This window comes from Alistipes sp. (assembly GCF_048465575.1).
Taxonomy (GTDB): Bacteria; Bacteroidota; Bacteroidia; order Bacteroidales; family Rikenellaceae; genus Alistipes.
In genome coordinates this window covers 121048-141645 of sequence record NZ_DBFWLG010000007.1, presented here as the reverse complement: position 1 = coordinate 141645, position 20598 = coordinate 121048, and the positions used below count along the sequence as shown (strand labels likewise).

Annotated in this window: 16 protein-coding genes; 9 read left to right on the top strand and 7 right to left on the bottom strand. The window is 64.6% G+C overall.

Annotated features, from left to right (window positions below; genetic code table 11):
* The first annotated feature begins 48 nt into the window (after positions 1-48).
* The 8 genes from ACMQ11_RS02360 (at position 49) to ACMQ11_RS02325 (ending at position 9475) form a co-directional block, all read left to right on the top strand.
* Positions 49-2628 carry an ATP-dependent helicase gene (locus ACMQ11_RS02360; RefSeq protein WP_418991059.1) on the top strand — a complete coding sequence of 860 codons (2580 nt, stop codon included), beginning with the start codon at positions 49-51 and terminating at the stop codon, positions 2626-2628.
* A gap of 4 nt (positions 2629-2632) precedes the next feature.
* Positions 2633-3568, top strand: coding sequence for a glycosyltransferase family 2 protein (locus tag ACMQ11_RS02355; RefSeq protein ID WP_418991058.1), 936 nt, complete (start codon positions 2633-2635; stop codon positions 3566-3568).
* Positions 3565-4263 carry an endonuclease III gene (gene nth, locus ACMQ11_RS02350; protein WP_418991057.1) on the top strand — a complete coding sequence of 233 codons (699 nt, stop codon included), beginning with the start codon at positions 3565-3567 and terminating at the stop codon, positions 4261-4263. Before ACMQ11_RS02355 ends, nth begins: the two co-directional genes overlap by 4 nt.
* Positions 4264-4302: 39 nt before the next feature.
* Positions 4303-5598, top strand: a complete 1296-nt coding sequence (locus tag ACMQ11_RS02345) for an SPFH domain-containing protein (RefSeq protein WP_418991056.1) — start codon at positions 4303-4305, stop codon at positions 5596-5598.
* A gap of 2 nt (positions 5599-5600) precedes the next feature.
* Positions 5601-6308 carry a hypothetical protein gene (locus tag ACMQ11_RS02340; RefSeq protein ID WP_418991055.1) on the top strand — a complete coding sequence of 236 codons (708 nt, stop codon included), beginning with the start codon at positions 5601-5603 and terminating at the stop codon, positions 6306-6308.
* Between the two features lie 74 nt (positions 6309-6382).
* Positions 6383-7414 (top strand): DHH family phosphoesterase, encoded by a 1032-nt coding sequence (locus ACMQ11_RS02335; RefSeq protein ID WP_418991054.1) that lies wholly within the window; start codon positions 6383-6385, stop codon positions 7412-7414.
* A gap of 3 nt (positions 7415-7417) precedes the next feature.
* A complete protein-coding gene (locus ACMQ11_RS02330; protein WP_418991053.1) occupies positions 7418-8308 on the top strand; it encodes a LysR substrate-binding domain-containing protein in 891 nt (296 codons plus the stop codon).
* 96 nt (positions 8309-8404) lie between these two features.
* Positions 8405-9475: a YeiH family protein gene (locus ACMQ11_RS02325; RefSeq protein WP_418991052.1), complete on the top strand. Its 1071-nt coding sequence runs from the start codon at positions 8405-8407 to the stop codon at positions 9473-9475.
* A 9-nt stretch (positions 9476-9484) separates the two neighbouring features.
* Here ACMQ11_RS02325 and ACMQ11_RS02320 read toward each other — a convergent pair whose 3' ends face one another.
* The 5 genes from ACMQ11_RS02320 to ACMQ11_RS02300 all read right to left on the bottom strand — a co-directional run bounded on the left by ACMQ11_RS02320 (position 9485) and on the right by ACMQ11_RS02300 (position 17612).
* A complete protein-coding gene (locus ACMQ11_RS02320; protein ID WP_418991051.1) occupies positions 9485-10048 on the bottom strand; it encodes a GNAT family N-acetyltransferase in 564 nt (187 codons plus the stop codon).
* A gap of 75 nt (positions 10049-10123) precedes the next feature.
* Entirely contained in the window at positions 10124-12274 is a 2151-nt protein-coding gene (locus ACMQ11_RS02315) for a glycoside hydrolase family 97 protein (protein WP_418991050.1), read from the bottom strand.
* The gene (locus ACMQ11_RS02310) at positions 12271-13701 is read right to left on the bottom strand and encodes an MGH1-like glycoside hydrolase domain-containing protein (RefSeq protein WP_418991049.1); all 1431 of its coding nucleotides are present in this window, start codon (positions 13699-13701) and stop codon (positions 12271-12273) included. The genes ACMQ11_RS02315 and ACMQ11_RS02310 overlap by 4 nt, the downstream gene beginning before the upstream one ends.
* Before the next feature lie 12 nt (positions 13702-13713).
* On the bottom strand, positions 13714-15390 hold the full coding sequence (locus ACMQ11_RS02305; RefSeq protein WP_418991048.1) for an FAD-dependent oxidoreductase: 1677 nt from the start codon (positions 15388-15390) through the stop codon (positions 13714-13716).
* The gene (locus ACMQ11_RS02300; protein ID WP_418991047.1) at positions 15387-17612 is read right to left on the bottom strand and encodes a GH92 family glycosyl hydrolase; all 2226 of its coding nucleotides are present in this window, start codon (positions 17610-17612) and stop codon (positions 15387-15389) included. Before ACMQ11_RS02300 ends, ACMQ11_RS02305 begins: the two co-directional genes overlap by 4 nt.
* Positions 17613-17666: 54 nt before the next feature.
* Here ACMQ11_RS02300 and ACMQ11_RS02295 point away from each other — a divergent pair, with 54 nt between their 5' ends.
* The gene (locus ACMQ11_RS02295; protein WP_418991046.1) at positions 17667-18185 is read left to right on the top strand and encodes an RNA polymerase sigma factor; all 519 of its coding nucleotides are present in this window, start codon (positions 17667-17669) and stop codon (positions 18183-18185) included.
* 6 nt (positions 18186-18191) lie between these two features.
* Here ACMQ11_RS02295 and ACMQ11_RS02290 read toward each other — a convergent pair whose 3' ends face one another.
* Positions 18192-19451, bottom strand: a complete 1260-nt coding sequence (locus tag ACMQ11_RS02290) for a hypothetical protein (protein ID WP_418991045.1) — start codon at positions 19449-19451, stop codon at positions 18192-18194.
* Between the two features lie 28 nt (positions 19452-19479).
* Positions 19480-20574 (bottom strand): DUF4998 domain-containing protein, encoded by a 1095-nt coding sequence (locus tag ACMQ11_RS02285; protein WP_418991044.1) that lies wholly within the window; start codon positions 20572-20574, stop codon positions 19480-19482.
* Between the last annotated feature and the right edge of the window lie 24 nt (positions 20575-20598).

The following is a 20598-nucleotide window of genomic DNA, read 5'->3' as shown; positions in this document are numbered from 1 at the left end:
TATTTTCCCGGCAAAATTCTTTCCTAATTCTTTATTAACTTTGCACGCATGGAATCCAACGAATCAACCATATTGCAAGGGCTCAACCCCGCGCAGCGCGAGGCTGTGGTGAACTACGACACGGCGTCGCTCATCATCGCCGGCGCCGGGTCGGGCAAGACCCGCGTCTTGACGTCGCGCATCGCCTACATGATCCAGCAGGGCGTGGCGCCGTACAACATCCTGGCGCTCACGTTCACCAACAAGGCTGCGGCGCAGATGCGCGAGCGGATCGCGCAGATGATCCCCGAAAACCGCTGCCGGTATATCCGCATGGGCACGTTCCATTCGGTCTTTTCGCGCATCCTGCGCGAAAACGCCCGGCAGATCGGTTTTCCCGACTCGTTCACGATCTACGAGCCGTCGGACGTGAAAAACCTGCTGAAGACCATCGTGCGCGAGCTGAACCTCGCGGACGAAAAGTACAAGCCCAATATGCTCGCGTCGCGTATCTCCTATGCCAAAAACTGCCTTATAACGCCCGGCGCCTACCTGGCCTCGTCGGCTTATGCCACCGAGGACCGGCAGGCGCAGATACCCGAATTCGGCAACATATACAATATCTATTGCCAGCGCTGCAAGCGCAACGGGGCGATGGATTTCGACGACCTGCTGTTGCAGACCAACATCCTCCTCAGGGACTGCCCCGAGGTGCTGGCACGCTACCAGGAGCAGTTCCGCTACATTCTGGTCGACGAGTACCAGGACACCAACTACGCCCAGTACGTCATCATCCGGCGGCTCTCGCAGCACCATTCGAAAGTGTGCGTGGTGGGAGACGACGCGCAGTCGATCTACTCGTTCCGCGGGGCCAAGATCGAGAACATCCTCAAGTTCCAGCAGGATTTCCCCGAGGCGATGGTTTTCAAGCTGGAGCAGAACTACCGCTCGACGCGCACCATCGTCGAGGCGGCCAACTCGGTGATCGCACGCAACGCGAAGCGGCTGGAGAAAAAGTGCTTCTCTGAGGGCGACGCGGGCGAGAAAATCCGCGTGCTGAAAGCCTACACCGACCGCGAGGAGGCCGAACTGGTCGTCACCGACCTCCGGGACCGGGTCCGCGCGGCGGACGACGCCTGGGCGGAGGCGGCGATCCTCTACCGCACCAACAACCAGTCGAAGCAGTTGGAGGACGAGCTGCGCCGCCGCGGGGTGCCCTACCGCATCTACAAGGGGAGCTCGTTCTACGACCACAAGGAGATCAAGGACCTGTTGGCCTACATCCGGTTGGTGGTCAACCCGCGCGACGACGAGGCGTTCAAGCGCATCGTCAACTACCCGGCACGGGGGATCGGCGACACGACCGTCGAGCGCATCGCCCAGCTGGCCGCAGGGCGCGGGGTGTCGATGTGGGAGGCGGTCGACGCCCTGGTGGCCGAGCCGGTGCAGGACGCCGTGCAGAAAGCGATCGCCCGCAAGGTGACCGATTTCGTGGCCATGATCCGGGCGCTGTCGCTCTGCCGCAGCGAGCAGTCGATCTACGATTTCGGGCTGGAGATCGCCTCGCGCTCGGGGATTCTGGCGGCCTACCGCACGGAGAACACCCCCGAGGCGACCTCGGCGCTGGACAACATCGAGGAGCTGCTCAACTCGATGAAGCTCTTCAGCGAGCAGGTCGAGGCCGAAATCCGGGGCGGCGAGCGGCCGGAGGAGGACAAGGCCACCATCGACGAGTGGTTGCAGCAGGTCATGCTCATGACCGACATGGACAAGGACGACCCCGAGGACCGCAACCGGGTGACGCTCATGACGGTCCACTCGGCCAAGGGGCTCGAATACAAATACGTCTATATCGTGGGTCTGGAGGAGAACCTCTTTCCCTCGCAGCGCGCCGCCGAGTCGCCGGACGGCATGGAGGAGGAGCGGCGGCTGTTCTATGTGGCCCTCACGCGGGCCAAGGTCGCGGCGACGATCTCCTATGCCGAGATGCGCTTCAAGTGGGGGAACATGGAGTTCTCGCGGCCCAGCTGCTTCCTGCGGGAGATCGACCCCCGCTACATCGAGCGCGACGAAGGGATCGACGAGGAGGGGCCGCTGCGCGACGAGGCGGGCGGAACGGCCATCGACGAGCTGCGCCGCCGCTTCGACTACCGTTTCCAGCAGAAGCAGGGCGGAGAGCGGCCGGGCGGTTACGGCGCGAATGCCGGGCGGACGGGTTTTGCGGGCGGCGGCTATGGCGGACGCACGGGGAATCAGGAGCGGCAGGGCGGCAGCACGGGCGGCGGCTTCGGCCGACGCCCGGCCGACGGGGAATCGGGCGTGGCGCGGCGTTTTCCGCGGGCGGCGCAGGGCGCTTCGGGCGGCTCTTTCGGCTCCCCGCAGCCGCGTAGCCAGTCGCAACAGCCGGCGGTGCAGCCCCCGCGTCCCTCGACCGAGGGGCTGCGGCGGCTGGGAGCGCGGCCGGCGGGCGACGCGGGCGCCGGGGCGGGCGATTATGCCGTGGGGCAGCTTGTCGAGCACCCCAAGTTCGGCGCGGGTACCGTGCAGCGGATCGAAATGCTGGCCACGGATCAGAAACTGGTGGTCGATTTCGGAGCGGCGGGCGTCAAGACCCTGCTGGCCAAGTTCGCCAAACTGACCAAACTCTGAGAGCATGGACGCGCCGCTCGTATCGGTCCTGATGACCACCTACAACCACGCGCCCTATCTGGCGCAGGCTGTCGAGGGTGTCCTTGCGCAGCAGACCTCTTTTGTCGTGGAGTTGGTGCTGGGCGACGATTGCTCGACGGACGGCACCGCGGCGATCTGCCGCGACTACGAGGCGCGCTACCCGGAGCGCATAAGGCTGGTGACCGGGCCGCATAACGTCGGCTGGCGGGCCAACTACCGCCGCACGTTCGACGCCTGCCGCGGACGCTACGTGGCCTACTGCGACGGCGACGATTGGTGGACCGATCCCCTCAAGCTGCAAAAACAGGTCGAGCGGATGGAGGCGGACCCGGCGCTTGGCATGTGTTACACCCGTGCGATGAACTACTGGCAGGCGGAGGATAGGACGGAGCCGGACGAGGAGGAGCATTTCACCGATTTCGACCGCCTCCTGTGCCGCCTGACGATCTGCAACTGCACGACCCTGGCGCGCCGCGAGCTGATCGCCCGCTACTACGACGAGGTGCGCCCCGAGGAGCATCCCGAATGGATGACCGACGACCAGCCCATGTGGCTCTGGTTCGCGGCCCGCAGCCGGGTGTGCTGCCTGCCGGAGATCACGGCCGTGCACCGGCGGCTTCCGGTGAGCGTGAGCCACAGCACGGCCTACCGCCGGCGGATCGCATTCTGCGACTCGCTGATGGACATCAGCCTCTGGTTCGACGCCCGCTACGGCGGACGCCGCAACCGTTTCCGCATCCTGCGCCGCCGCAGTTCGGTGGCCCTGTGGGTGCTCTCGTTCGAGGGCTCCGCGGGCGAATACCTGGCCCGCTGGGGGCGCGACGTGTGGGGCTGCCCGCGGCTGCTGCTCACCCCCGAGGGGGCGGGGCTGCTGGTGAAGAAAATCCTCTTTCGACGCAAGAAAACCCAACGAAAATGACCCTCAAAGCGCGTTATCAAGGCGTAATCGCCTGGTTCTCGGAGCACATGCCCGCGGCCGAGAGCGAACTCCACTACAAGGACCCCTACCAACTGTTGGTGGCCGTGATCCTCTCGGCCCAGTGTACCGACAAGCGGGTCAATATGACCACCCCGGCGCTCTTCGAGCGTTTTCCGACGCCCTACGAGATGGCGGCCGCGACGGCTGAGGAGATCTATCCCTACATCCGGAGCATCTCCTACCCCAACAACAAGGCGCGCAACCTTGCGGGCATGGCCCGGATGCTCTGCACCGAGTTCGGGGGCGAGGTGCCGAGCGACCTCCACGAGATGCAGCGCCTGCCGGGCGTGGGCCGCAAGACGGCCAACGTGCTGGGGGCCGTGCTGTGGCAGCGGGAGGTGATGCCTGTCGACACGCACGTCTTCCGCGTCTCGAACCGCATCGGCCTGACGACCGACTCGAAAACCCCGCTGCAAACCGAGCTGACGCTCGAAAAGCACATCCCGCGGCACCTGCTGCCCGTGGCGCACCACTGGCTGATCCTGCACGGCCGCTACGTCTGCACGGCCCGCGCTCCCAAATGCGACGAGTGCGGGATCGCGCCCTGGTGCCGCAAGCGCGCCGCCGACCTCCGGCGCAAGGGTGACGGGGCTTCGGCGGAGGAATTTCGACCCTCAAAAGCGCGCAGAACGTAAAAAAGTGTTATATTTGGACACCCTAACCCCCAATCCGATATGGCATTGATCGACGTGGTCCGGTGGAACGGTACGCCCGACGTATTCGCATGGCGCTTCCCCGAGACCAACCTTACGACACTTACCCAGCTGATCGTCAACGAGTCGCAGCAGGCCGTGCTCTTCGACAAGGGCCGGCTGCTCCGCACGTTCGGACCCGGCAAGCACACCCTCTCGACTGAGAACATTCCGCTCCTTGAGAATCTTTACGGCATTCCGTTCGGCGGCAAGAACCCCTTTACGGCCGAGGTGTGGTTCGTCAACAAGGTCACGGTGCTCGACGTGAAATGGGGCACGCAGCAACCCTTTCTGGTCCGCGATCCCGAGTTCAAGGTGATTATCCCCGTGAGGGGTTTCGGGCAGTTCGGCGTGACGATCGACCGGGCCGAAACGTTCCTCGTGAAGCTGGTCGGGACACTGCCCGTTTTCGACCGGCAGCGCCTCATGGATTACTTTCGGGGGATGCTGATGAGCCGCGCCACGGCCGTGATCGCCCGGACGGTGACCGACCGCAAGATCAGCGTGCTGGATATTGCGGCCCGGATCACGGAGTTGTCGGAGGAGTTGAAGAGCGACCTGGAGGAGCAGTTCGCGCAGTTCGGCATCCGGCTGGTCAACTTCTTCATCAACCGGATTTCGGTGCCGGAGGACGACCCGGCCGTGGTGGAACTGCGCAAGGCCCTCGCCAAAAAGGCGGACATGGAAATACGGGGTTACACCTACCAGCAGGAGCGCTCATACGACGTGTTGCAGCATGCGGCCGGCAACGAGGGCACGGCCGGCGGCGTCATGGGCGCCGGCATGGGGCTGGGCATGGGGTTCGGGGTCGGAGGTGCGCTGAACCACATGATGCAGGGGGTGCTGGCGAATGCGCAGGGCACGCAGCCGGCGGTCCCGTGTGCGCAGTGCGGCACGGCAACGCCCGCAGGGGCCAAATTCTGCCCCTCATGCGGCCATCCGCAGCAGTGCGGCGCCGCAGCGCCGACCGCCGTGCGCAAATGCGACAAGTGCGGCTGCGAGGTGCCCGAAGACGCCCGGTTCTGTCCCCGCTGCGGCGATTCCTACAACCCCTGTCCGGCGTGCGGCGCCGATGTCGCGGCCGATGCGGCGGTATGCCCGGCCTGCGGAAAAGCCATGCCGGTTCCTTGTCCGGGGTGCGGGGCTGCGGTGGCGGCGGAAGCGAAATTCTGTCCCGCATGCGGGGCGCCGATGCAGCGGGTCTGCCCCTCCTGCGGGCGTGAAGCGAGTCGGCAGCAGGCATTCTGTGCCGGGTGCGGAACCAAATTAGGGGAGTGACCATGCTGATCGAACACGTTGAATTGGAGCGAAAGAGAGGGGTGGGCGACGTGGTGTTGCTGGCCCTGCTGCTCTTTCCGTCGATCGTGGCGCTGGTACGGCTCTTCGCGCGGGGCCAGACCAAGTTGCGCAATACGGCCAAGGTACGGCTGTTCGGAAAAATCCCGTTCGGCGGTGCGGTGCTGTGGGGCGGCCTGATATTCGGCTGGGGATGTCTGCTTCTGGCGGCGTTCGCGTCGATAGAGACCAAAGATGCGGCGGACTGGTGGCTGTGCTGGCTGGTGCTGGTTCCCACTCTTTTGACGGGCTTTTGGCTGATGGTGTACGGTGTGGCTTATTCGTCTTACGTGAAAGCGGTCGAGGCCATGCTCGTGAAGATCGCCCGGGAGGGAGAACTCTGTCCCGGGGATCTGGACTGTACGCTCGGCGGTGTCAGATACAAGACCGAACAGACTGTGGCGATGCTCGAAGACCTGCGCGAAAACGGCATTGTCGCCTACGACGACCTCGGGGGCGGGAACTACAAAATTTGGCTGGTCGATCCCGCCCTGGCGGCCCTGGCTCCCTCCTGCGACCCGCAGCGGAAAGGCGCGCCGCAGACCGCCGTTCCCGAAAAGTCGGCGTGGACCTGTCCGGCGTGCGGCGCCCCGAACGTATCGGCCGAGGACGGCATGTGCGAGTACTGCGGCGGCGGGCGCAAAGCGTTGTGAGGCCCGGCGGCAAATAAATTTGCGCTGCAAGGCGCTTTGCACTATCTTTGTTCTCGAATTAAGTCATTCCGGAAATGAATTTGTCCAAAGAACGGATCGAAAGCCTGCGGGAACTGCTCGCCGCAGGACCGCAGCGGATCGTGATCGTAACGCATACCAATCCCGACGGCGACGCCGTGGGCTCGTCGCTGGCCTGGGCCGAGGCCCTGCGCGGCATGGGACACGCGGTGACGTGCGTCGTGCCCAACAAATACCCCTATTTTCTCGACTGGATGGAGGGGATCGGGGAGGTGGTGATCTTCAAGAACGACACCGAGGGGCGTGCCGCCACGGCGATCGCCGCGGCGGACGTGATCTTCTGTCTGGATTTCAACTCGGTTTCGCGTCTGGAGATTCTGAGCGACACGATTGCCGCCAACACCGCGGCCCGGCGCGTTTTGATCGACCACCACCTCGCCCCCGACGAGGGGTTCGACCTCTCGTTCTCCCACCCCGAGAGCTCCTCGACCTGCTACCTGGTTTATGCGCTCGTCGAAGCGCTCTTCGGCGTCGAGGCGATCTCGCGCCGGATGGCCGAAGCGCTCTACGTGGGGATGATGACCGACACGGGCAATTTCGCTTTTTCGCACCTCACGCCCGAGCTGTTCCGCGCCGTGGCGGTGCTCGTCGAGCGGGGCATCTCGATCCCCGCGATCCACAACAACGTCTACAACGCCTACACCGAGGGGCGCGCGCGGCTGTTCGGCTACGCCATCAACCGCAAGATGGAGATCATCGAGAACGGGACGGTGGCCTACATGTCGCTGATGGAGAACGAAATGCGCCGCTTCCAGTTCCAGCAGGGCGACAGCGAGGGCTTCGTCAACTACGCCCTGACGATCAAGAAGATGAAGATGTCGGCCATGTTTCTGGCCCACCGCAAGTTCATCCGCGTCTCGCTGCGCTCGCGGGGCGACGTGGATGTCAACCTCTTCGCCCGCCGCTATTTCAACGGCGGAGGGCACAAGAACGCCGCGGGCGGCAAGTCCTTTCTGACGATGCAGGAGACCATCGCCCACTACGTCAAATCGGTCCGGGAATTCGCCGAGGAGGGATTCCTCGGGTAGACGATGGATGATTTCCGCCTCAAGGTCTTTATCGCGGCGGCCCGGACGCTGAGTTTCACGCGGGCGGCCGAGCGGCTCTTCATCTCCCAGCCCGCCGTCTCGAAACACGTCGGCGAGTTGGAATCCCGCTTCAAAGTGCGTCTTTTCGATCGTCTCGGCAGCCGGCTGGAGCTGACCGATGCGGGGCGCGTGCTGCTCGCCTCGGCCGAGCGGATCGACGACGACTACCGACGGCTGGAGTACGAGATGAGCCGCTGCGGCAGCCGGATCGAGGGCGAGCTGCGTCTGGGAGCCAGCACGACCGTCGCCCAATACCTTCTGCCGCGCATCCTGGCCCGCTTCACGACCCGCTTTCCCGGGGTCCGCGTCTCGCTCCTTACGGGCAACAGCGGCCAGGTGGAGCAGGCGCTCGCGGAGCACGCGATCGATCTGGGGGCGGTCGAGAGCCTGAGCCGCAGGCCCTGTCTGCATTATGCCCCCTTTGCGCCGGACGAACTGGTGCTCGTGGCCCGCACCGGGGGCCGGTATGCGGGCGTCGAGTCGGTGACGCCCGACGAGTTGCGTTCGATCCCGCTGGTGCTGCGCGAAAGCGGTTCCGGCACGCTCGAGGTGATCGACCGGGCGCTGGCCGGGGCGGGCATCCGCCTGACGATGCTCGACGTAAAGATGCGGCTGGGTTCGACCGAGGGGATCAAATCGTTCGTCCGCCACAGCGACGCCATGGCCATCGTGTCGGTCGTCTCGGTGGTGGACGAACTGCGCAGCGGGGTGCTTCGGATCGTCGATCTGGAGGGGCTCGCGCTCCGGCGCGACTTTTCGTTCGTCACGGCCGAAGCCCGTCCCGAGGCCTTAGCCGGGCAGTTCATGGAGTTTGCACGGGCCAATGCCCGTTGATTTGTCATAACCTCCTGTTATCGCGCATAACCATTTCACCGGCCGGATAACGGTAGGGGTGTCGTATCTTTGCGGCGTGATTAAAAACGATTGACTATGATGGAAAAAGGCAACCGGGCCAATACGCTGCACGGTATCCTGCTGATCGCACTGTTTTCGTTCGCGGCATTTTACATCGCGGGGTTCCCCGTGGTGAAGAAACTCTCGTTCAGTCCGCTTATCGTGGGCATCGTCCTCGGTATGCTCTACGCCAACAGCCTCAGGAACCGGCTGCCCGAGACGTGGGTGCCGGGGATCAAGTTCTGCACCAAGCAGGTGCTTCGCTGGGGCATCATCCTCTACGGCTTCCGCCTCACGCTGGCCCAGGTGGCGGCCGTGGGGATTCCGGCCGTGGCGGTCGATCTGGTGATCGTCACCGTGACGATTCTGGGCGGCGTGGCGCTGGGACGGCTTCTTCGTATCGACCGTGACACGGCGCTGCTGACCTCGACGGGCAGTGCGATCTGCGGCGCGGCGGCGGTGCTGGGCGCCGAGCCGGTCTTAAAATGCGAGGGGTACAAGACCGCCATTGCGGTATCGACGGTCGTGATCTTCGGTACGGTCTCGATGTTCCTCTATCCGCTCCTCTACCGGACGGGGATGCTGGACGGCCTTTCGGACACGGCCGTGGCCATTTACACGGGCAGCACGCTGCATGAGGTCGCCCACGTAGCCGGCGCGGGCAACGCGATGGACCCCGCCGATGCGCTGGGGATCGCCGGGACGGCCACCATCACCAAGATGATCCGCGTCATGCTGCTCGCACCCGTGTTGGTCATCATGAGCCTCGCGCTGGCGGGCCGCCGCAAAAAGGAGGGCGGCCCGGGCGGGAAGAGCAAGATCACGATCCCCTGGTTCGCGTTCGGATTCATCGCCGTGATCGGTCTGAACTCCCTGTTGCAATACCTCACTGGCGCCGCGACCGTGCGGGAGATACCGCTCAACGGCGCCATCGAATACGTCGACACGTTCCTGCTCACGATGGCCATGACGGCGCTGGGCACCGAGACCAGTTTCGACAAGTTCCGCCAGGCCGGGGCCAAGCCTTTCGTGCTGGCCGGACTGCTCTACGTCTGGCTCCTGGCGGGCGGCTACTGGGTGACCAAATACCTGGTCGCGCTCCTCTGATCGGCCGGGTCAGAGCCGGGGCAGGGCCGGCGCTTCGCGCTCCGAATAGCGGAGGACCCGCTCGCGGACGAAATCGGCGAACGTGCGCGCCTCGGGGTCGGTGAGGGGCGTGGGGTAGCTCATCAGCACCAGGCGGTGCGGCTCGAACGGAGGACTGAACGAGGGGTGGATGTAGTCGTGTGGATTCTCGACGAAGCCCATCCGCCGATAGAAACGAAGCCGGCGGATCGAAATGTCGTCCACGGGCGGGTCGATCTCGAGAATCACCCGCCGGTCGCGGCAGAACGCCTCGAGGGCCCTCGAACCCATGTTTTGCCCCCTCAGCGCGGGCGAGACGGCCAGGTGCTCGACGTACCAGGTGTCGTCGTAATTCCAATGGTAGAGGATTCCGGCCAGCTGCTGGCCGAGCCAGATGCCGTCGGCCTCGAAAGCGGGGTCGGCGAGCGCCCGCAGGTGCTCCTGCGCCGGGCGCTGCTCCATGCGGGGAAACGAATTGCGGTAGATCTCCTGCGCCTCCTCCCAACCGCGGTCGGCCGGGGTGCGGAAAGGTATGAACTCGGGTTGCGGTGTCATCGGTTTTGATTTTTCGCAAGATAATACAAAATCGGTCGACTGCAAAATCGGGACCGCAACCAGCTTCGACCGGGGTCAATGCGCCGGTTCGATCTTCAGGGCGCATCCCCCGGCCGCGACGCAGGGGACCACCAGCTCGGAGCGGCTGTTCACCGCGATCCGTCGAATCTGATAAGCCTGCGGATTAGTCTGGTAATCCGTATCCGCCGCGTCGCTGTATACGGTGGCCGTATAACACACGCCTGGGTCCAGAAAGCCGAAAGCGATCCGCGCGTCGTGCGCGTGCGCTCCCGCTATGCTGCCGACGAACCAGGTCTGCGACCCTTTGGCCTTGCGGGCCACCGTGACGTACTCGGCCGGCTCGGCCTCGAGGTAGATGCTCCGCTCCCAGTCGAGGGCGACCTCCTCGATGAAGCCAAACGCATCCGGAAATCGCTCGTAGGTCTGCGGCAGGTCGCAGGCCATCTGCATCGGGGAGGGCAGCGTGACGTAGAGCGCCAGTTGGTTGGCGATCGTACACTGCGCGCGGGAGCGGTTGCGGGGGTTGTAGCGCGACAGGTCCATCTCGAAGATGCCGGGCGTGTAATCCATCGGGCCGCCGATGAGCCGCGTGAACGGCAGGATCGCCGCGTGGTGAGGACGGATGCCGCCGAGTGCATGGTATTCGGTGCCGCGCGCCGATTCGTTGGCCAACAGGTTGGGCCACGTGCGGCACAGCCCCGTCGGCCGGACCGCTTCGTGGGCGTTGACCGTGATCCGGTAGCAGGCGGCCCGCTCGACGGCATGGAGGTAGTGGTTGACCATCCATTGACCGTAATGGTATTCGCCCCGGGGGATGATGCGGCCGACGTAGCCGCTCTTGACGGCCCGGTAGCCGTGGGCGACCAGGAAGCGGTAAGCCGTGTCGAGCAAGCGCTCGTAGTTGCTGACCGACCCGGAGGTTTCGTGGTGCATGATTAGTTTCAGCCCCTTGCTCCGGGCATAGGCCGTGACCCGTTCGAGGTCGAAATCGGGATAGGGGGTGACGAAATCGAAGACCTGCTCTTTCCAGTTTCCCTCCCAATCTTCCCAGCCCACGTTCCACCCCTCTACGAGCAGCGCGTCGAATCCGTGTGCGGCGGCGAAATCGAGGTAATGCAGGACCTTGTCCGTCGTAGCGCCGTGGCGCCCGTGGGGATGGGCCTTGCGGTAGTCGGTCTCTCGGAGGCGGACGGACGGGAATTCGTCGGTGTAGGACCAGCTGCTCTTTCCTGTAATCATCTCCCACCAGACACCCATGTATTTCAGGGGCCGGATCCACGACGTGTCCTCGATCTTGCAGGGCTCGTTGAGGTTGAGCGTCAGCCGGCTGGCCAGTATCCGGCGCGCATCGTCGCTGACGATTGCGGTCCGCCACGGCGTGTGGCAGGGGGTCTGGAGGTAGGCCTTGTTTCCCAGGGCGTCGGGCGTGAGGTGCGAGGTGAAGGTGAAACCAGTTTTTCCCAGTTCGAGGAGCATGCACGGATAGTCCGTGAGCGCCGCTTCGTGGAGGTTGATGTAGAGCCCCCGGTCGGTTTTGAGTTGCAGCGCGGTCTGCACGACGCGTTTGGAGGCAAGCTGCTGGATTCGCTTGAGCCCCACGGCCTCATCGAAAAGCGCTTCGATCCGCGAGAGGGTCGAGACCGTATAGTCGAACTCCTGCGTGCCGTAGTCGCCCGGAATCCAGTAGGCCCGGTGGTCGCCCGTGAGCGCGAATTCGGTCCGTTCGTCGCGTACGACGAAACAGGTCAGGCCTTTCTGTTCCGGGAATTCGTAGCGGAACCCCAGCCCGTCGTCGAAGAGACGGAACCGGATACGCAGTTCGATACCCGTGTCGTGCAGAAGCGAGACGGCCATCTCGTTGTACCGGTTGCGGATCGTGCGCTCCTCGCCCCAGACGGGGTGCCACGTCTCATCGAACGTGTCGTAGCAGACGGATGTTGCGGTGAAGCCGTGCGTGAGCCGGAGGAGGGCATTCGCAGGCGGGTCCGATACCGCTGCCCACTCTTTTTGAGGCCGGGTTAGGACGAACCCCATCCGGCTCGCAAGCAGGACGGGCATGTCGCCGTAGTCGAGGCTGTAAGCGGGTACGCCGTCGGCCTGGAGCGCAAAGGTAAGTTTCAACCGCCCGTCCGGAGAGCGGAGCTCCTGCGAGAAACCCGCGACGGCGGCGACGAGCGCCGCCAGCAGCAACCAACCGTGCTTCATGGCTCCAGTTCGATCCGGATGCGACGATACGCCCCGTCGAAGAGCGAGCGGGGCAGCTCGTTCCCCGCGACGGGTCGGCCGTCGAGCAGCACGGTTTTCACGCGCGTGCCCGGGCCGCGTACCTCGACCTCGAAAGCAGAGGCTCCGTAGTGCAGTCCCGAGACTTTCACCCGCTCGGTTCCGGGCGGCAGCAGGGGTTCGAAACGCAGCGCGGCCCGCCCGGTGCGGATGCCCAGCACGCCGTAGTGGACCATGCTCAGATAGGCGGTCGCCGACCACACCTGTGCGGAGCACGACCGCCAGTGCATGTCGGGTGTCGACGGGTCGAGCATCTGGTAGCCTCCGTCGGGCTTTCCGGTTCGGGGGTCGTAGATCTCCCGGAAATTGTAGTTTCCTTTCTCCTCGTCCAGCGCCAGGCCCGTGAGGGCGTCGAGTTCGTGCAGGAAGACGGAGGAGTTGCCCGTGCGGATCGCGGCGCGGGCGAAGAAACCCATCGGCATGGGCCAGACCAGGTTGTTGTGCCGGCCCGGCCGGGCCGGAGAAAAATTAGCGAAATCGGGCCAGATCGACGGAATGCCGTGGGGCGAGACGACGGCCTGGCGGATCAACTCTGCGGCAAGGTCTCCCTCGACCACGCCCAGCAGGACGGCGAAAGAGAGGCCGAGCGCCTCCTGCGAGACGTCGCGTGCGCCGGTATGGTCGATCAGATAGGCGAGCCGGGGCTCCGAGGGGAGGGTGAAACGGCGGAGGATGTTGCGCTTCAGCGCTTCGCCTTTCGACGCGAATTCCCGGATGCGGTGCTGCGGTTCGCCGAGCTCTTCGGCCAGAAAACCGAGTGCCCGGTAGGCGCCGCAGTAGACGCAATTGGTGCTCAGCGTCTTGATCCGCCGGGCGTTCGGGTGGTCGAGCACGTAACTCGAAACTACCTCGGGATCGTAGACTTGCGGGGGATAGCCCGAGATGCCGTCGTTGAAGACCGAGGGACCCGTGAAGAGTCCGTCGGCGGGGTCGAATGCCATCGTTTCGAGTTCGGTCAGCGTATTGACCCCGCAGCGGTAGGCGTCGCAGAGGAATCGGCGGTCGCCCGTGAGGGCGTAGTGGTTGGCGGCGGCGATGATCCACAGCGCCTTGTCCCAATATTGGTGTCCGACCGTATCGCGGCCGAGCGTCACGCTCCACAGGGAGCGTTCGGCCACCGCGGGGCGGAGGAGGCTGACGGCGTTCCAGGCGTTGATCGCAATGTCGCGCGTCCACTCCCCGCCGTAATCGGCTCCGGCGGCCAGAATGCCCCGCCGGACGTTGATGTCCATCGTGTTGACGGCCAATCGGTAGGCGTCGTCGAGGCGCTCGTCGTCGCTGCAAATCGTCTGGGCCTGCAACGAAAGTCCGAGCAGGAGTTGTGCAAGCAGGAAAAAGGTTTTTTTCATGGTTCGGCGTGTTTATCGGTCGGTTAACAGTTCGTCTTCGATGCGCTGTCCCCTGTCGCGGAGCGCCCGGAGCAGTTCTTGGTAATCGATCTGCTGCACGGCGACCCGCTCGTCGATCGCCCGGCAGGCGGCCACGGCGGCCGACTGCCCGAGGATCATGAAGACGGGCTCCATGCGGATCGAGCCGTAGGCGATGTGGCTGCACGAGGCGCAGACGGGAACCAGCAGGTTGGTGCACTCCTCCCGGCGGGGCGTCAGCGCGCCGTAGGCCACGCCGTAACCCTTTCGGGTTTCGATGCCCACATCCCCCTCGTTGTGGACGACGCCCCCGGCCGTGACGTAACGCTGGACGTTGTGCGAATCCATCGGGTAGGAGCCCATGCCGACGGGGCGGGGCGCGGGACGGCGGCGGAGAATTTCGTGCTCGGTCATCACGAATTCGCCCGCCATCCGCCGCGCTTCGCGGACATAGATCTGGTGCGGCCAATGGCTGTTGTCGCGGAACTCGTCGCGGGCGAGCCCCCAGCGGTTCGCGCGCTCGCGGATTTCGGGCGGCACGCGCGGATCGTGCGCGACGAACCAGATCAGCCCTTTCTGGTAGGTTTCGTGTTCGCGGAGGATTTCGCGGCGCTCGGCGTAGGAGGCTTCGGGATAGCGGTAGTTCATGCCGATGTTGTCGGTGCTGAACGGGCCGTGGTTGTTGGTGTCGGTCTTGCGGTTGGGCAGGTGGTCGATGTTTTGCCACCATTCGCGCCACCCCGCATCGAAGATACGGAGCAGCAGTTCGTACTGCGTCGGATCGTACCCGTCGGGCCTGGGAAAGGAAACCCGGTTGTCCGGATGGTCCGTCAGGCAGAGACGGTAGCAATAGGCCTGAATCCGGTGGTCGCCCGCATACCGCTCGCCCGGCGGGTCGGGACTGATGCGCGGGAGCAGGCCGCTCGAGGGGTCGCCGGGAACCACGTAGGGGTCGATCGGACGGGGCAGCAGATCGAAATGGTGGCGGTGGTGGAAAACCCCCGTCTGCACGCCGTTCCACTGCTCGCCATAGGTGTCGCGGCTCTCCCGGCCGACGCGGTACGAGACGCCTGCGGCGGCCATCAGATCGCCCTCGTAGGTGGCGTCGATGAAGATCTTGCCCTCGAAAATCAGGCCTGAGAGCGTGCGGATGGAGGCGATCCGTGCGGAGGCTTTCTCCACGCCTTTTTCGCGATCGAGCCACTCGTCGCGGAAGACCCGGATGCCTTGCTCGGTGATGAACTCTTCGAAGATGCGCTCGGCGACATGCGGCTCGAAGACCCACATCGTGCGGTCCAGGGAGTCCATGGCCACCGTGTTCTGGCCCCGGTTGGCGAATGCGCTGCGGGGCTGCCAGCGCCAGGCCGTGTCGCGGTTGTAATGGAGCCAGATCCGGTGGTAGAATTCGCGCGCCAGGCCGCCGATGGTGGCCGTGTTTCCCGAGTCGGTGTATCCGAGGCCGCCGGAGGTCATGCCGCCCAGGTGTTTGTCGGGACTGACCATCAGGACGCTCTTGCCCGAGCGGGCCACCTCGACGGCGGCGATCACCGCGGCCGAGGTGCCGCCGTAGACGACCACGTCGGCGCGGTAGCGGGCGGGCGGAGCCTCCTGGCTGCATGCGGCGCCGCAGCCAAGCCACAGCGTCAGAAAAATCGATAGCGAGGTTTTCATAAGGTTTCGTTTTTCAGGTAGTCGCACGGACGGTCGGTCATCTCGAAGACGAGTTCTCCTCCGTCCATGATCTGTGCGTGGGTGATGTATCGAACGGTTATCGGCCGTCCGTTGAGCGTGATGCTGCGGACGTATCGGTTCGCCTCGGAAAGACCGTCGGCGCGGATCGTCAGTTTCCGGCCGTCGGGAAGCCGGATGCGGATGCGCTCCAGCTGCGGGGCGCCGAAGACGTAGGTGCCTCCGCAGGGGTCGACGGGGTAGAATCCCATGCAGGCGAAGAGGTACCACGCCGACATTTGCCCGCAGTCCTCGTTGCCGCAGAGCCCGTAGGGTCGGTCGAGGTAGCGGGTGCGCACGATCCGGCGGACCAGCTCTTGCGTGCGCCAGGGTTTGCGCGTCCAGGCGTAGAGGTAGGCGACGTGGTGGCTGGGCTCGTTGCCGTGGGCGTACTGGCCGATGTGCCCCGTCACGTCGAGCACCGAGCCGTGCCGTTTTTCGGGGTCGTCGTCGAGGATGAAGAGCGAGTCGAGCCGGGCGGTGAACGGCTCCTCGCCGCCCATTGCGGCCGCGAGTCCCTCGATGTCGTGCTGCACGTGCCAGGTGTACTGCCACGCATTGCCCTCGGTGTAGTCTCCGGCATCGGTTCCTGTCCGGTGACCGATTGCCATCGGGTCGAACGGCGTGCGCCAGCCACCACCGGAATCCCGGCCCCGCATGAATCCGGTCTGCGGGCAGAGGAGGTTTTTGTAGTATCCGGCGCGGCGGGCGAAGAATGCCGCATCCTCTTTTCGGCCCGTCTTCGCGGCCAGCAGAGAGGCGCAGTGGTCGTCGTAGGCCGTCTCGAGCGTCCGCGAGACCGCCTCCCGCGGCACCAGGTCGCACGGGTAGTAGCCGTACCGGTCGTAGAGGGTCCAGTCCGATTTGGGATGGTCGTGCGTGAGGGTGCGCCGCACGGCCTCGTAGGCTTCGGTGGGGTCGATCCCCTCGATCCCTTTGAGGCAGGCGTCGACAATGACCGGCACGGCGTGGTTGGCGATCATGCAGTTCGTCTCGCCGCCCCAGAGCGACCAGACGGGCAGAAAGCCCTGGTGATCGTACTGCGCGAGCATCGAGCGGACAAAGCAGGCCGCCAGTGTGGGCTGGAGAATCGTATAGAGCGGGTGGGCCGCCCGGTAGGTGTCCCACAGCGAGAGGGTCGAGTAGCAAGGTGTTTCGCCGGCATCGGCTACGTTGTTGGGCTGCTGGCAGAGGTGGTAGAGCGCTGTGTAGAAGATCCGGAGCTGCTCGGGCGATCCGTCCGCCTCGATCTGGCTCAGGAGGTCGTTCCACGCACGGGAGGCGCTGCGGCGGATGCGGTCGAAATCGCGGTCCGCGGCCTCGGCCTCGAGGTTGGCGGCGGCCTCCTCGATACCCCTGCGGGAGAGCGATACCCGTACGAGCAGCGGCTCCCGGCCCGGCTCGAAACTCAGCACCCAGCGGGGAGCCCGCTCGCGCGGGTCGCTCTTCGGGAGTTCCGTTCGGCGGATAATGTCGCGGTTGAAGTCGATCCGGAACCAGTAGCGGCGTTCGAGCCAGCTCCGGCACCGGACATACCCCGTGACGGTGCGGTTGTCGGGAAACTGCACGCTGCTCTCCAGAACGCGGGTCGGGAGGCGCTCCCGGTCGGTCACCAGACCGGTCTGGACGTCGAGCAGCAGGTGCTGCGCTTCGTTTGGCGGGTAGCGGTAGCGGTGGAGGGCCACGTGTTCGGCGGCCGTCATTTCGCACCGGATGTCGGTGTCACTCAGCCGGACGGCGTAATAACCCGGACGTGCCGTTTCGGAGGATTTGTCCAGCGGGCTCTCGTACCGGTCCCGGGTGCTTTCGCCCGTGAACGGGAAGAGCAGCAGGTCGCCCAGATCGGGAACCCCCGTGCCGCTGAGCCGGGTCTGCGAAAAGCCCGTGGTGAGGGTATCGCGGTATTGGTAACCGGCCGTGTAGCGCCACTCGCAGTTGCCTGTCTGGGGCCCGGCCTGGATCATTCCGAACGGGACGCAGGCATTGGGGAAAGTGTGGCCGTTTTCGGCCGTGCCGATGAACGGGTCGACGAATCGGACCGGAGGCCGCGCGGCAGCAACGCATCCCCCGAGCAGCAGGCAGCCGGCCGCAACTACCAGCGAGCGGAGGCGTTTGCGGCCCGGATGCCGGTTCGGGCCGGCGTGTAAAAGGACTGTTTGGAGCATTTTTGCGGTTTTATGAAAGAAAAATGTTAAATTTGTTTTCCATTAGCATTCCGAATGTCAAATTCCGCTATCGACCTCCGGTCGCTTTCCGACCTGCGTGCATTGATGGACCGCTACTCCGACGACCTGTTTCTCTTCGTCCGGGGAATCGTCCACCGCGCCGAGATCGCCGAGGAGATCGTCAGCGAGACGTTCTTTCGCATCTGGCGCCGAAAAGAGGACGGCGCCGGGGTCGAAAACATCCGCGCCTTTCTCTTCGTCGTGGCGCGCAACCTGAGCATCAGCTACCTCCGCCGCACGCGGCGGGTCCGTATTTCGAGCCTCGACGAGCTGGCCGATTTCCGCATCGAGCCCGTCGAAGCGGAGCCCGATGCGGACTTGGACGAGGAGCGGGCGGAGGCAATCAACCGCGCCGTCGCCGCCTTGCCGGCCAAGTGCAAGATGGCCTTTCTGCTGGCTAAGGTGCAGGGATTGAAATACGCCGAGATAGCCCGGATCATGAACGTGTCGGAACTGACGGTGAAGAACGAGGTCGCCTACGCCCTGAAGAAATTGCGGGCGAAGCTCGGATAGCGCCGTTCAGTAGGAGTAGGTCTCGATGAATTTGGCATACTCGTAGAGCTGGGCATACGCCGGGTCGTCGGTGTAGAGGTTGTGCTCGAAAGCCCACATGATACCCATCAACTTGTAACGCTGCATCCGTTTGAACGAGATTCGCATGGCGTAGTAGTTGTCGTTGCCGTCGTTCTCGGCCCATACGCGCAGGCCGAGCGGGTGCTTGGCGGCACACGAGGCGACGTAGTGGATCGGGCTCCAGGACCGCGCATCGGCGCTCTGCTCGTCGACGATGCTCGAAGTCATCGGGTAGGGGCAGGTGGCGTTCAGGCACGTATTGAAGACGATGACTTTCGGATCGTCGATGGCCGCGATGAAGCGGGCGTGGTCATACCCTTTCTGCAACTGGTCGTATTTCTCGGCGAACGTCAGACCGCCCAGATCGCCCTCGACCGCCTCCTCGATCTGGCCGGGGCGAACGCCCCAGTCGGCATAGAGCGCATTGATGTACCCGTCGTAGTACTTGCGCAGGGTGCGGATCTGGAACGTCTGGAAATCGGTCAGCGATTCGAGGTACCATTCGATGAACCGCCGCGCGTCGGCGTGGTCCGGGCTCGGCTGTCCGGGCTTCCAGTCGGGAACAGGGTTGACCCCGACCCCCGGCGGGAGCAGGCCGGGCACGCGGCCCAACGCAACGGGGTCGTAACCCCAGTAGCAGTTGGCGCGGCCGTTGTAGGACTTGCCCGGGTAGTGCAGCTCGGCATAGTATCCCCAGCCGATGCGGATGGCGAAGAACGCCGACGGATCGAAGCGCGAGAAAAACCGACCGACGTAGGCGGCCATCTTGTCGCGCACGGTCTGGTTGAAGACGCCGTTGAGGGTGTTCAGCCCGCTGGTCTGCGTCACCTGATACGCTTCGCCGTACTGGTTGACGTAGCGGCAGTGATCCAGTTGCGTGACCCAGTAGGGCGGATAGTGGATGCCGAAATCGAGGATGATGCGCATCCGTGCCGCCCGGAATTTCTCGATGTCGGCGCGGACCCGCTCGACATAGGTTTCGTTCACGACCCCCTCCTCGGGTTCGAACTCCTCCCAGCGGAGGGTCAGCGAGGCGCAGTCGAGGCCCAGCTCGGAGTGGCTTTCGGCGCGGTCGGGGTTGCTCATCAGCGTGCCGAAGAGGTAATCGCCCTTGCGGATCGCTTCGGAGTCGCTCTTCTCGCAGGCGCAGAGGGTGGCGCAGGAGAGAAAGAGGGCAGGGAGCAGGGTGGTTCTGTATCGTTTCATCGGTGCAGTTTTTTTCGGGTTCGTCAAATCAGATAAGCGCATAGACCTCGATCTCGTAGAGGCGGATTTTGTCGGTCCAGGGGCCGTCGGGAATGTAGAGGCGCACCTTGCGGGTGGCGACCGATCGCTCGAACGTGCATTTGTGCAGCGGATCGAGGGCGTCGGGCCGGGAGTCGAGCGTCGCCCAGGCGCCGTCGACCTCGGCCTGGAACTCATAGCGAGGGGTCTTCGTGCCGACGTACTGGCTGTTGGTGCCCATGAAAACCTGGTAGGAGTTGATCGGATAGACCGCTCCGAGGTCGATTTCGAGCCAGTGTTCGCCCGCGGCCACGTTGTTCACCCAGCGCGAGGTGTCGACCAGTTTGGTGCCGTCCACGGCCTTGTCGGCCGTGAAGGCCATGAAATAGTCGCTGCCGGTCGCTTTCTTGTTCAGGGCCACGTTGACGTTGGCGTAGCCGGCGATCTTCGTGGGAGCGGCCCGCAGGGTGTCCAGCGCCCCGGCCTGGGGCAGGTAGAGCGAACGGTAGGTGGCCAGTTGCAGCAGGTCCGCTTCCAGCCGGAGCGGCTCGGCGAGGCAGTCGTTGCCGAGCACCAGGGTACGTGGATTCCCGTCGGGTTGCACGTAGGCGATCTCGACGCCGATCTCGCGCTCGTCGACCGGGGCGCCGAACGCGACGGTCATCGCCGAGGTTCCCTCGGTGGTGATTTCGGCCGGACGGTTGGCGAGCTTGGCGGCGTATGTTTCGCCGTAAACGGTCATCTGCGAGAAGAAGATGTCGGAACGGGCCGCGCCCGGACCGAAAGCGACCGCCTTGAGGCGGTAGTCGCCCTCGTCGATGGGCTGCCCGGTCCCGGTGCCGATGCGTGCGGTCAGCTCCTGCGGCCGGGCGCCCTCCGGCACGTCGAGCCATACGGTGTCCGTATTCGAGGGGAACCAGTAGAGGGCCACCCGCCGGGTTGCCGGATCGCCGACGCGGACGGTGATCTCGGCACGCAGGTACCCGTTTTTCACGCGCACGTCGTCGACCTGCGGAAGCGTGTATCCCGGGGCGTTCTCCTCCTCGTTGTCGTTGCAGGCGGTCAGGAGCGACAGGGCCGCCATCGTAAGGAATATTGTTTTCAAAGTTCTCATCGTTTCTTCAGTTCA